Origin of the sequence: Actinoplanes sp. NPDC051859, assembly GCF_044452725.1 — a bacterium.
In the GTDB taxonomy this organism is placed as follows: domain Bacteria; phylum Actinomycetota; class Actinomycetes; order Mycobacteriales; family Micromonosporaceae; genus Actinoplanes.
In genome coordinates, this window is record NZ_JBITBX010000031.1 from 1 (window position 1) to 11,248 (window position 11,248).

Below are 11,248 nucleotides of genomic sequence, written 5' to 3' on the forward strand. Positions count from 1 at the left end.
GGCGCCGCGGCGGGTGGCGGCTGTGCTCTTCCCCCTCCCGCACCCCCCCCGCTGGGTGGGGGGGGGGGGGGGGCGGCCGGGCGCGGGCCCCCCCCCCCCCGCCCCCCCCCCCCCCCCCCCCACCTGCTTGTTGTGGTGTTACGCCGGGATCCGGCGTCCCACTGCGGCCGCCCGGTGGGCTGGCGCCGGGCGGCTTGGCCGATATCGGGGCGATGCGCTAGACCGGTGCCGCGAAGCGGGGGCCCTGCGTCCGCCCCGATGAACCGGGCGCGATGGGGCGCTTCGATGCTCCGAGATCGGCCGGTCCGCGCGATCGGGTGGCGGTGCTGCCATGCCATTTATTGTGGGTTTCCCGGCACCCGGGGCATTCGGGCCGCTGGTGCAGTTCGATGCTGGCGCCGCCGGCGGTGGCGACCGCGAAACTGGGGGCGGTTGCCGAGACAGTGAGGGGCTCGCCGTACGCGCCGACGCCCATCGCCGTGAGAGCGTCGACGGCGGCCTGTGGAGTGAGGGGGCCGCACCAGCGCAGGTAAGCCCGGCTTCCTTCGCCCGCAGCAGGTTGGAATACGGCGTCGCGGGCACTGTCGTATGTGTCGAGAATTGACAGGGCGTTGAACCACGCGCTGCTGAGCCCGGTGTGGAAACTCGGACACCAGATGTTGTCCCATTGCCGCTCGACGTCAGTCAGGTCGCTCTCCCGCCACAGCGCGACGTATCCAGGATCGTCGCGGTTGCATTTGGCTTCGCCGAGCAGATATTCATAGCGTCCGGGCCTGCCGTCGCGGATCTCGACGACGGTTTGGGTCGGCAGGTGTAGCAGCTCGTAGCCGTGCCGAGTGCTTCGCTGGTGCCGCAGGCCGGGGACGCCTCGGCAGTAAGGATAGTTGGTGTCGATGTTTTTGACATAGGGCATCAAATAGCTGGCCATCCGCTTCGCGCAGGTCGAGCCCATGATGATGCGATCGGCTTGTGGGGAGATCCAGCTGCCGTAGCACGCATATAGTCCGGTCAGCGTGCGGCCGTTCGGATTCCACGGATGTTCACGGGTGGGATGAGCGAAGATCTCCAGTAACGCGGCCTGCAAGACCTGCTGCCCCTGTGCTGGGGCGATCAACTCATCCCGGCGCGGCATTCCGCGCCGGGCAAGGTGACTGGGCTCGGCGCTGATCGCACGCCGCTTCTTCCACCGGTTGGGATTGGTGGCAACTGCCATGACTGACCTCTCTGCCTGCGAGCGTCCCGGACCGCCGCAGAAACCTGATGGTCAATCGGCACAAAGAAAACAGGTATCATAATCAGCCATTGCATTAGCTGGAGGCATGGGCACCACCCTTGAACTGCTTGCGGCCTTGATCTTCCGGGGATCCCGGGCCTCGCAGCGGGCGACCGCCTCCGGACCGCCGCCCGTCACGATACATGAGCTGACCGCAGGCACGGCATGTCGACGCCCCATTCCCCCGATCCGGGGAGGCTGGATACGGTGTGTGCCCCAGTCGTCGCGCGCTTGGAGCGGTCGTCGAGGGACGGTCGGTGGGACGTCGCGCTCCGACTGTTTGTCCAGGTCGATGAGGTCAGGATCCTCACCGGGCACGGGGGCTGTGAACCCGGTCAGCCCCCGTCCTCGGTCCCTTGTCACGTGTTTCGTTCCTGGCCGGTGCGGGGGTAGGAACTTTTTGTACTCGCAGTGCCGACAGGCATCTGTCTCGCTTTCCGGCGAGGTCAGTGGAACAGGGCGCTGGCGGAGGCAGACGGGCAGGCTCAGCTCAAACCTGATCTCAGGAGCAGCGTCCTGATCGGCTGTCGATTAGTAGCCGACCATGTGCGGGGCCAGCGCGATCGTGGCGAACCGGATCGTCCTACCCAGTAGGCACGTCACTGCGAATGTGAATAGCCGCATTGGGGTGCGGCTGAGGTACACGCTCGTCACCGATAGCGGGGGCACGCCGGTGACGGCGCTGACGAGCAGGATCCCGGTCGCTTCGCGACGGCGTTGCATCATCATGCTGAGCCGCGAGCCGGCGACGTGTAGACGTGTTGCCCCGGCGCGTGTGGTGATGCCACCCGTGCGGTCGGCAGGATTCTGTTCAATCGGTGCTGCAGCCAGGGCGAACGGATCGCGCCTCGCACGGCAAGGAACATGACAATCTTCCCGGCGGTCTGACCAGCCGCGGCAGCCATCCCCAGCGCCACGGCTGGTGCGCTCGTCGTCGTGACCGCTGCGATCAGATACGGCTCTGCAGGCGTGAACGGCAGCAGGGCGGACAGGAACCCGACCAACGCGGCTCCGAGAACGGCGATCATGACAAGGCGCGTATCAAGCCTGACGACAGCCTGATGGCAGGTAGGAAGGAACCGACCCGCGCCACCCCGAGGGCGAGGACGAGCGTGACCGCTGCGGAGACAACGGTGTCCGATGCCCTTGCCGGCGCGGACCAGCCTTGGCCAACGAGGACGGCGTCATTCGCGTCCGGCAGTGGCCAGTGCGCCAACACCGCACATTCCGGCGAGCCGGGACGAGCGGCGATCACTCGGCGTCTCGCAGTATCCGGTGCATATCCTCAGCACGCCGATTCAGGTCAGCCAACTGCGTGCTGACGTCGGTCAGCACGCGCTGCGTCTCTGCGGCCTGCTCGGCGTACTGGCGTTGCAACTCGTCGGAAGCTGTGGCTCGTTTGTGGGTGCCGGCATACCAGATGCCGGCGATCACAACGGCCGTGACAGCGACGAGGAAAACCGTGGCGATGATGTCCATTCAACTGCTCCCTTTCGGTAGAGCGTCGCCATCGTTGGCGCTGCTCAGGGTGGTGACAGCACGCGCGACCATTTCGGGGGTGAGGTGCAGCGTGAACGGTGTGGCTTCGTAAAACTTGAGCGCCTTGCCGTCCTCGGACAACTCCAGATGCGCGGTGACCAGGCCGGCCTTCTCCAGCTTTTTGAGGTGCACCTGCAGCAGCGCGCGACTGATGCCGAGGTCACGGGCGAGTTGGGAGACATAGACGCGTCCCCCGGTCAGCGCCGCCAGCACCCGCAGCCGGTGGGGGCTGGCCAGGGCAGCAAGGACTTCAACCAGGCGATCCCCGTCCAGATCCCACCTCACTGCTTGGCTCATGCCAAATATTATTGGCAGGTGCAAATATTGGTGTCAAGTCTTAGCTGCGGTGGTGGGGAGATCTTGGGCTGCGGTGAGGACGTTCCCTGTGTGGCCGTCTGCCAGTACGGCGCGTGGATGGCCAAGGTCATCGACTACTCGACGTTCGCCGACCGGCTCGCCGCCCGCGCGGGGCGCGATACGTGCTGGGCGTTGCTGCGGCTGATCCAGCGGGATTGGGCCGTCCACGCGAGCGGCGAAAGGCCGCAATGGTGGTACGAGACCGCACGCCAGGTGCTCGCCAGTACCGCCGCGCCACCCGATGACGACATGATGATCGATGTCGACCCTTCACTTGGCGGAACTACTGGCGGTCGACGAGTGGTGGAAGATGCCGTTCAACTCCTTGCTACACGACCCGCGGCTGTATTGGACCCACCCCGTCTACCCACCGACGTACGACGACACCTCGCACGCCGGCCCGCTACCAGCCGGCGACCCGCTGCTGCACGGCAACGACGACCGGCGGGTGTGCGTGTTCATGGCCGAGTACCAGTACTGCAACGTCTGGGGCTACCCCGCCGCGCGGGCCACACACGACGACCCCATCGCCCTGGTCACCAGTGAAGGCGGGTGGGCGGTGCAGGCCGACAGCCTGTCCGAATACTTGGCCGCCTCGACCTGGTCGCGGACGTAGCGCAGAATGTCGGCGCCCCTGCGCGGGAAGCCGACCGGCATGACGTCGGTGGCGAACAGCGGGGGTTCGCCGAGGACGCAGCAGGGACGTGCCGTCGCCGCGGCCATCTACCACCACGGTCGCGACCACGTCGGGTGGTAGCAGCGGGTCCCCACCACGATCGCCGTCATCGCGGTCGCGGCCACGAGCATGTGGACCCAGACGGGATGGATGGTCGCGGAGCACCTGCTGCTTGCTTCAGCAGAATCTGTCGAGACAGAGGATCCTCGTGAACGCAGGTGCGTTGTCGCGGAGCTGGGTGGGTTTGACCTTCAATTCGAACAGGTGGCCTGCGCCACTCGTAACGGAGAACCGGTACCGGCCGTTCGTCGTCTTCCTGCATGAAGATCCTACAAACGCAACGGAGAGACGATGATGCGCGCCATCAGCGCGGCCGAAACGGCCCCCACCACATACGCCTGGGCGGTGCACGCCGCGGGATTGCAGGTCAAAGCCGGGCGGCACCTCGCCGTCAACGGGCTCGATCTGGCCCTCGGCACCGGCGTGCACGGCCTGCTCGGCCCGAACGGTGCGGGCAAGACCACGCTCATGCGTGCCCTCGCCACGGTGATCCAGCCGGCCGGCGGTGCCCTGACCCTGCTCGGCCAGGAGGTCGGCGGCCGGGCCGATCTGCGTCGGGTCCGGCGCGGCCTCGGCTACCTGCCGCAGCACTTCGGCTTCTACCCGCGGTTCACCGTGCGGGAGTTCGTCGAGTACATGGCCTGGCTGAAGGAGATGCCGAAGGCGGCCATCCCGGCGGCGGTGCAGCGGGCCATCGACCGGGTCGGCCTGACCAACCGGTCCGAGTCCAAGCTCAAGACGCTCTCCGGCGGCATGTTGCGGCGCGCGGGCATCGCCCAGGCGATCGTCAACGACCCGGAGATCCTGCTGCTGGACGAGCCGACCGTGGGCCTCGACCCGGAGCAGCGCCTCGACTTCCGGGAGCTGCTGCGCGACATCGGCGTGGACAGCACGGTGCTGGTCTCCACCCACCTCGTCGAGGATGTCGTGGCGGCCTGCTCCGACGTGGTTCTGGTCGACGCCGGGCGCCTCGTCTACCAGGGCACTCCGGCCGACCTCGCCGCGCGCGGCGGAGCCGGTGATGCCGGGGACAGCCCCGCCGAGCGTGGGTATTCGGCGCTGCTGCGGGCGTACCGGGCGGAGAACGGCCGATGAACCGGGTGGTATGGATCCAGGCGCGCCGGTCCACAGCTCCGATAGCGTTTCTCCTGCTGCTTGCCCTCGGCTTGGTCAGCTTGTTCGTCATCGTCCCCGACGCGTGGCAGGAGGCGTGGCTGTACCTGGCAACCAACCAGCGCGCATTCCTCCTGCTGTCGTGGCCGATCGCGCTGGCCCTGGGCGCGTGGCAGATGCGCCGCGAGTCCCTGGCGAAGGTGGACGAGTTGTTCGCCGCGACGGCCCGGCCCCGGTGGCAGCGGGTCACGCTCACCGGGGTTGTCCTGGCCGCAGCGGTGGCGGTCGCATATCTGCTGACCTTCGGCGTGGCTGCGGTATCGATGCTCGGTACCGCGGCCTATCTACCCGCCGCGGTGCCCGTAATGGTCGCGGTGGGGGCTCTGTCTCTGGCAGCAGCAGTGTGGGTCGGCATGGGCATCGGCTACCTGATTCCGCATGTGGTGACCGCACCCGGGCTGGCCGTGGTCGGCTTCGCGCTTCAGTTAGGGCTCGAACTGGTCCCGGACAGCTATGCCTGGCTCGGCCGGATGCTGGCGCCGCAGCTGCCGCGGCCTTGGGACCCGTACTACACCGTGCCCGTGGAATTGAATGCGAGCCAGGCGATCTGGCTGACAGGCCTGGGCCTGACCGGGCTGCTCCTGGCCGCTACCACCCGCCGATACCGGCCGACGGCGCTGGTTCCTGTACTGCTGGGTGCCTGCTTGGCGGTCGTGATCGTCCCGACCACGACCAGCGGCAGCGGTCCATGGGTTCGCGACTTCGCCGGTGCCCGCCTGGTCTGTACCCAGGACACACCTCGGGTTTGCGTCACGCTTCTCCACAAGAAGCAACTGGACGAAATGACATTACCGGCGCGCGAAGCGCTGGCCAGGGTCGCCGGGCTTCCCGACGCGCCGACGGAAGCGGTCGAGGACTGGACCCTGACCTACGGCGACAGCAGGGACGTCCCGGGCTCACACCAGAGACCCGGCCTCGAGTTCATCGTCGACATCGAGGGCGCCGCCCGATCAGACTCCGCCGACTTCCTGCTGCGCACCCTGACAGGCTATTTCCGCCGTACATGCCTCGGCACCACCCAGGAGAACTACGACCAGGACAGCGACGCGGCCCGCGCCTCCGGCCATTGGCTGGCCGGTCGCACCCCACACGCCGACACCGAGCGAGTTCACCAGCTCTGGAACACACTCCAGGCGCTACCACGCGAACAGGCGGTAAAACGACTCGCCGCGGTCCGAAACGCGAGGCAGCAATGCGACACCGCCCTGTCCGACATCATCTTAGGTGGGGCGAAATGAGGTGGCTCGAACTGCATCTGCGGTGCCGGGGCGTCCCCACGGTCGCCGGTTTCGGCTTCGCTCTCGTCGCCGCGGTGTGGATCCTATGGACGATCTTTTCGGAATCCCGCGACGTCGATTTTTCCTTCGTCTTGCTCATCATCGTTCTCCTCGTCAGCGCTGCCTCAGCGACTTTGACCGGCGCCGATGATGCTTTGGACCGCACCGCGGCCAAACCCTGGATTCCAGTTCGTCTCGCCCATCTGCTGGCGGCCTACGCAATCATCACAGGCTTGCTACTGCTGACCCTGGCAACACCCACCCGATTCGGGCCCGCCGCTGAGGTCTCGCGCGACGTCGCCGGCCTCCTCGGACTCGCCGCCCTCGGCGCCGCCGTCGTCGGCGCACACCGCTCATGGTTCCTGCCGCTGCTATGGACCCTGTCCGCGATCTTCTCCACCGCTTTCAGCACCCACGGACCAGGCTCCGCCACCACGGCACGACAGTCCTTCACCTGGATGCTGCAGCCAGTCGACAGCCAACCCGCAGCGCTCGTGGCGGCAACACTCGCGACCACTGGCCTGATCGCGTACACGCTGCGGGGAACCCCACCGCGACCCGCTTCCGACCCGGCCCCGTCGTAGGCCCTGGCGACAGCATCGGAGCATCTCAAGACTCGCCTGAGCGCAGATTCGCGGCAACGGGCGGCGGCTCGAGGCGCCTGAGCCATGCAAGGAAAGGCCCAGGCGCCACCGGACCCGGATAAGGACAGGAACTACTCGGTCCCGAGTTGTTGGAATAGAAAGCACCGATGCTGGTGGCAGCAAAGCGGGCGTCAATGATTCAGAAGATCATCAAGTTTCTTTACGCCGCGATGATCTGTCCGAAGTGAGCCATGCCCACCCTGCCATCGTCGCTGACCTCCTTGTCCCGTGCACCGGCTCTGACGGTGCCCGAAACCGCCGGTTGCTGCCTGCAGCTTTCGCCGATCTGCCTGATCCGCGAGCCCCGCCGAGGTGTCCCGCACTGGTTGACGGTCGTGATGAATGCCGCGATCTACGCCGACGTGGCCGGCTACCGCTCCAACGCTGCGATCGCCGAATAAGTCGCCGATATTCCTGACACGACCGTCCTGACCCTGGGCATAGCCTCGGTCGGCGGCCGTCCGCAGCGATGATCCGCCGGTTGCTGCAGACCCTGGACCCGCAGTTGTTGATCGCAGTGAGCGGCTGCTGGCTCGCCACGCGAGCCACGGCCGGCACCGCGTCAGGCCGGCGGGCGATCGACGTCCACGGCAAGTCGCTGGGCGGTTCCTGCACCATCGACGCCGCCGACCGGGCGTGTGATGGCCGCCTGCGAGCAGGTCAGCGGTGCGATCTGGGCCGCCACCGATGTGGGCGGCAACACCAAGGAGATCACCCGCTTCGCGCCGCTGCTCGATTCAGATCGACGATCTACGCGACCCGTAAACACCGCCGACGCGCTGGAGCCGAGCGGCACTGAGGCGAACTCGTGGCTCGGCTCCGGTTACAACACGAGCAGCGCCGCCGGCGCCGCGCTGTGCCGCCTGCTCATCACCCACACCACCACGACTACCATCGTCGTGCTCTGCACCGGCATCGCCGCCCTCGACGCAGCCGGGAACCTGCGCCTGCCACCCCTCCATGCGTCAAACCAGAATTCCGCAACCGTCGATACGGCGTTACGCTGACGCCCCGCTGTGTGACAGACAGGATCATCGAGCTGCGCGGACTGTGGCGCCATCTTCGAAGTCACTCTGCGTGAGTATCGGCCGCTGGTGACCACCGAGATCAGCGTGGTGCCGATGAGGCCGGGCGAGCGTTTGCGACTGGCTGCCGACGCCGCGCAGTGCGCGCCGCGATATGCCCAGGCTCTTTTCGTCTTGTTGACCAGCGCCGATCTGTCGGAGGATCCCGCGCCGCTTGCGGCGGACTCGCCGCGGGCGCGTCTGGCAGTCCTCCATCCGCTGGCAGCGCCGCCCGCGTCGCTGGCGCGAGTGTGTCTTCACTACGGCAGCCGGATAGTCCGCCGCTCATCGCTGTGCGATTGGCGGTGCTGCGTTACTGCTACAGCAGCGGTTCGATGTGGCGGCTGGGCAGCGGGCCGGGCTTGGCGATGTAGTAGCCCTGGCCGTGGCGCACTCCGAGGGCCGTCAGTTGGGCGTGTTCGGCGTACGTTTCGATGCCTTCGGCGACCAGCATCGCGCCGATGCTCTCGGCGAAGGTGAACAGGGCGCGGGCCAGGGCGATGCGGACGGGGTCTTGGTCGATGTCGCGGGTGAGGAAGATGTCGAGCTTGATGATGTCGGGCTGGATCTGCAGGATCTGGGTCAGATTAGCGAACCCGGACCCGGCGTCGTCAATCGCGATCTTGATGCCGACGGCGCGGAGCAGGTCCATGACCTCGCGCAGCGCGGTGTAGTCGGTGACCGGGGTGCGCTCGGTCAGCTCGACGGTGAGTCCTCGGTGGGCGTGGGCGAGCAGCAAGCTGATCGTGCGCGGTTCGAGCAGGGCGGCGACGGAGGCGTTCAAGCTGAGCCAAACCCCGTCGGGCAGGTCACCGAGGCGGGCCAGGGCCTGTTCGATGGCGAGGATTTCCAGGTCGACGCTCAGACCGGCGGCCTCAGCCGCGGCGAACGCCTCGGCGGGGTTCGCGAAGTGTTGGCCGTCGAAGCGGGCGAGGGCTTCGTAGCCGTTCACCACGCCGTCCTCGAGCTGCACGATCGGCTGAAACACGACCTGCACGGCGTGGTCACGCAGCACGTCACGGACGGCCTGGGTGGCGGGCGAGGGCAGCTGCGCGACGGTCACAGCCCGATGATTCGGCCCGCGACCTCAACGCCGGCTCAAGCGGAGCGCAACACGCGCGCAGATTCCCGCACGGTCTCGCGGTCTTCGAACGCTCAAGGAGGGACCCAGGGCGCCGATACGCAGGGCACTCTTGATGCGCACGGCAGGCACGCACAGCCGACAACCCGGAGCGCGAGGATCGTGCCGGTTCCGAAATAGGCTCTCATCCGTGGCCCCGGGCCGGGCCGGGGCGGGGCGGGCACGAACCACACCACCCCGGGTAGCGCCGCCCGTACACCGTTGGCCGCATATGCCGGCCAAGATCCGGCTCAGCGCCTCCGCCGGCGGGTCAAACGACTCGGTGGAGGTCGGCTTGCACGCGCAAACGCACCTCATCAGCTGCGCCGATTACCTAACGCGTACTGGATCGAGACTCACACCGACCAACCAGGTCCCGGAATTCGGGGCGTACCGGATGGGTAAGCCAGCAGCCGACGGCATATTCATCGACGGCGATCAAGGAGCCTGTCATGCAGCAGCCCTTCGTGTTCGAACCGTGGGCATGGCGCGACCCCGCAGCGACACCCAACCCCGATACCGCACATATCGCTGACGCCGATCGAGACGACTCGGCACGCACCGGAGGACAGACCGGAACGGACCTCGCCGGGGCGGACCTCGCCGGATACCACGTGGAGGCCACCGACGGCAGCATCGGCAAAGTCGATGAAGCCACCTACGAGGTGGGAAACTCCTACCTGGTGGTGGACACCGGGCCCTGGATCCTGGGCCGCAAGGTGTTACTGCCCGCCGGCACGGTGCTCCGGGTCGACCACGACGACAACAAGGTGCACGTCGACCGGACCAAAGCCCAGATCAAGGACTCGCCGGAGTACGACAAAGACACCTTCAGCACCCCGGGCTACCGCGAACAGGTCGGCACCTACTACACCGGCAGCTACCGCGATACGCCCCCCACGACCTGACCCGCGATCTCCGCCACCGTGACGATGAGGCCCCAGCGTCGGCTGATTCGTCGCTGACCGAAGCTCCGACTTACCGGCCACAGTTCGATACGACTCGAAATTCACCAAGAATGAAGAGTTGACCTGCCAGAAGGGCAATCCTGCACCTCGTGCCCCCCAACGCACTAGCGCGGAACCCGCAGATCGACTCCTACCACTGAGGCACCTGGTCTCCGCCGCCGGTGCCACCCGCAACCACAAGGTTGTATGCCCGATGGGCTCACCCGACCGCGAAACCAGACCATCGATCACCGACTGTAGAATGTATTCACCGGTTGCTGGGGCTCCCCCGTGCCTCAGCAAACCGGCCATTGCGTGAGTAGCTACCCGGCGGCGGGTGTGTCGCCCGCCTACCCGCGGCCTGCCTCCGCAGCAGCGGCCGGCGCTCACGGCGGAACCGTCCGGGTTGTCGAAGGCGTATGGCGCTGCTACACCCACCCCGCCAGCGCCGCCGGCAGCGCGGAGACCAAACACCGAGGGCTGACGGCGTCAGGACCTCATGGTGCAAAGCCTCCACTAGGCAGGCATGCCACCACGGCATCGGTATTCCGCTTGGTGCGCGGATTTGGCGTCGGCGACGCGCGGCTCCGAACGCGCCGAGCCGGTCCAGGCTCGGACAGGTGGGGCTGCCAGCATTGCCCGGAGCGTATGTCGATTCCTCGTTCGCGCTCGTATCCAGCGTTGATCAGCTAGTCGCTCCTCTTCGCCTGTTTCGACGGCGAAGTGTGGTTAAAACCCGACTTGGACCTTATTCACCCGCGCTGAGCGTGCGACGCTCCGAGGCCGAATTCCGATCCCGACTGTTGAGCGTTTCATGCCGTTCTGGGGGCTTCGTCCTGTTCCACTGGTAGTAGAAGAGCTCCTACGGGAGGGGGCTGCCACAGCACCACTGCAGGAAATGGGACCCTCATGAGCACGCGCAGAACCATCTTCGGCTCCGTCGTCGCCGCCGCCGCGATCGCCGGACTCGGCACCGCCGCAGTCGCGGGCACCACCAACAACGGTCACAACGACCACGCCGGTTACGACGGCACCGTCGCCACGGCGAAGCTGAAGGCACTCAACTCCTCCGGCGCCAGCGGCAGCGCCCGCATCGAACTGCACGGCAAGACCGCCAC

13 protein-coding genes are annotated in these 11,248 nt (G+C 67.0%); 8 read left to right on the forward strand and 5 right to left on the reverse strand.

Going from position 1 to position 11,248, the window contains the following annotated elements; translation table 11 throughout:
- Positions 1 to 217: 217 nt before the first annotated feature.
- The 4 genes from ACIA1L_RS33230 to ACIA1L_RS33245 all read right to left on the reverse strand — a co-directional run bounded on the left by ACIA1L_RS33230 (position 218) and on the right by ACIA1L_RS33245 (position 3,109).
- Positions 218 to 1,213, reverse strand: a complete 996-nt coding sequence (locus tag ACIA1L_RS33230) for a hypothetical protein (protein ID WP_396077042.1) — start codon at positions 1,211 to 1,213, stop codon at positions 218 to 220.
- A gap of 785 nt (positions 1,214 to 1,998) precedes the next feature.
- Positions 1,999 to 2,301 carry a hypothetical protein gene (locus ACIA1L_RS33235; protein ID WP_396077043.1) on the reverse strand — a complete coding sequence of 101 codons (303 nt, stop codon included), beginning with the start codon at positions 2,299 to 2,301 and terminating at the stop codon, positions 1,999 to 2,001.
- A 223-nt stretch (positions 2,302 to 2,524) separates the two neighbouring features.
- On the reverse strand, positions 2,525 to 2,752 hold the full coding sequence (locus ACIA1L_RS33240; protein ID WP_396077044.1) for a hypothetical protein: 228 nt from the start codon (positions 2,750 to 2,752) through the stop codon (positions 2,525 to 2,527).
- Positions 2,753 to 3,109 carry an ArsR/SmtB family transcription factor gene (locus ACIA1L_RS33245; protein ID WP_396077045.1) on the reverse strand — a complete coding sequence of 119 codons (357 nt, stop codon included), beginning with the start codon at positions 3,107 to 3,109 and terminating at the stop codon, positions 2,753 to 2,755.
- A 319-nt stretch (positions 3,110 to 3,428) separates the two neighbouring features.
- Between ACIA1L_RS33245 and ACIA1L_RS33250 the strand changes: the two genes are divergently transcribed.
- The 6 genes from ACIA1L_RS33250 (at position 3,429) to ACIA1L_RS33275 (ending at position 8,006) form a co-directional block, all read left to right on the forward strand.
- The gene (locus ACIA1L_RS33250) at positions 3,429 to 3,785 is read left to right on the forward strand and encodes a hypothetical protein (protein WP_396077046.1); all 357 of its coding nucleotides are present in this window, start codon (positions 3,429 to 3,431) and stop codon (positions 3,783 to 3,785) included.
- A gap of 411 nt (positions 3,786 to 4,196) precedes the next feature.
- On the forward strand, positions 4,197 to 5,000 hold the full coding sequence (locus tag ACIA1L_RS33255; protein WP_396077047.1) for an ABC transporter ATP-binding protein: 804 nt from the start codon (positions 4,197 to 4,199) through the stop codon (positions 4,998 to 5,000).
- The gene (locus ACIA1L_RS33260) at positions 4,997 to 6,316 is read left to right on the forward strand and encodes a hypothetical protein (protein WP_396077048.1); all 1,320 of its coding nucleotides are present in this window, start codon (positions 4,997 to 4,999) and stop codon (positions 6,314 to 6,316) included. The genes ACIA1L_RS33255 and ACIA1L_RS33260 overlap by 4 nt, the downstream gene beginning before the upstream one ends.
- On the forward strand, positions 6,313 to 6,939 hold the full coding sequence (locus ACIA1L_RS33265; protein WP_396077049.1) for a hypothetical protein: 627 nt from the start codon (positions 6,313 to 6,315) through the stop codon (positions 6,937 to 6,939). Before ACIA1L_RS33260 ends, ACIA1L_RS33265 begins: the two co-directional genes overlap by 4 nt.
- A gap of 251 nt (positions 6,940 to 7,190) precedes the next feature.
- Positions 7,191 to 7,400: a hypothetical protein gene (locus ACIA1L_RS33270; protein WP_396077050.1), complete on the forward strand. Its 210-nt coding sequence runs from the start codon at positions 7,191 to 7,193 to the stop codon at positions 7,398 to 7,400.
- Between the two features lie 240 nt (positions 7,401 to 7,640).
- Entirely contained in the window at positions 7,641 to 8,006 is a 366-nt protein-coding gene (locus ACIA1L_RS33275; protein WP_396077051.1) for a hypothetical protein, read from the forward strand.
- A 376-nt stretch (positions 8,007 to 8,382) separates the two neighbouring features.
- Here ACIA1L_RS33275 and ACIA1L_RS33280 read toward each other — a convergent pair whose 3' ends face one another.
- A complete protein-coding gene (locus tag ACIA1L_RS33280) occupies positions 8,383 to 9,126 on the reverse strand; it encodes an EAL domain-containing protein (protein WP_396077052.1) in 744 nt (247 codons plus the stop codon).
- A 509-nt stretch (positions 9,127 to 9,635) separates the two neighbouring features.
- Here ACIA1L_RS33280 and ACIA1L_RS33285 point away from each other — a divergent pair.
- Both ACIA1L_RS33285 and ACIA1L_RS33290 read left to right on the forward strand, forming a co-directional pair.
- Positions 9,636 to 10,091 (forward strand): PRC-barrel domain-containing protein, encoded by a 456-nt coding sequence (locus tag ACIA1L_RS33285; RefSeq protein ID WP_396077053.1) that lies wholly within the window; start codon positions 9,636 to 9,638, stop codon positions 10,089 to 10,091.
- Positions 10,092 to 11,039: 948 nt separating this feature from the next.
- Positions 11,040 to 11,248 (forward strand): hypothetical protein (locus tag ACIA1L_RS33290; protein WP_396077054.1); only part of this gene is annotated, 209 nt, incomplete at its 3' end.

What these genes read in the sequence shown, in the direction of transcription:
- ACIA1L_RS33245 (WP_396077045.1), bottom strand. Translation starts at nt 3,109, where the DNA reads ATGAGCCAAGCAGTGAGGTGGGATCTGGACGGGGATCGCCTGGTTGAA.
- ACIA1L_RS33260 (WP_396077048.1), top strand. Translation starts at nt 4,997, where the DNA reads ATGAACCGGGTGGTATGGATCCAGGCGCGCCGGTCCACAGCTCCGATA.
- ACIA1L_RS33230 (WP_396077042.1), bottom strand. Translation starts at nt 1,213, where the DNA reads ATGGCAGTTGCCACCAATCCCAACCGGTGGAAGAAGCGGCGTGCGATC.
- ACIA1L_RS33240 (WP_396077044.1), bottom strand. Translation starts at nt 2,752, where the DNA reads ATGGACATCATCGCCACGGTTTTCCTCGTCGCTGTCACGGCCGTTGTG.
- ACIA1L_RS33255 (WP_396077047.1), top strand. Translation starts at nt 4,197, where the DNA reads ATGATGCGCGCCATCAGCGCGGCCGAAACGGCCCCCACCACATACGCC.
- ACIA1L_RS33265 (WP_396077049.1), top strand. Translation starts at nt 6,313, where the DNA reads ATGAGGTGGCTCGAACTGCATCTGCGGTGCCGGGGCGTCCCCACGGTC.
- ACIA1L_RS33235 (WP_396077043.1), bottom strand. Translation starts at nt 2,301, where the DNA reads ATGATCGCCGTTCTCGGAGCCGCGTTGGTCGGGTTCCTGTCCGCCCTG.
- ACIA1L_RS33270 (WP_396077050.1), top strand. Translation starts at nt 7,191, where the DNA reads ATGCCCACCCTGCCATCGTCGCTGACCTCCTTGTCCCGTGCACCGGCT.
- ACIA1L_RS33250 (WP_396077046.1), top strand. Translation starts at nt 3,429, where the DNA reads ATGTCGACCCTTCACTTGGCGGAACTACTGGCGGTCGACGAGTGGTGG.
- ACIA1L_RS33285 (WP_396077053.1), top strand. Translation starts at nt 9,636, where the DNA reads ATGCAGCAGCCCTTCGTGTTCGAACCGTGGGCATGGCGCGACCCCGCA.
- ACIA1L_RS33275 (WP_396077051.1), top strand. Translation starts at nt 7,641, where the DNA reads ATGGCCGCCTGCGAGCAGGTCAGCGGTGCGATCTGGGCCGCCACCGAT.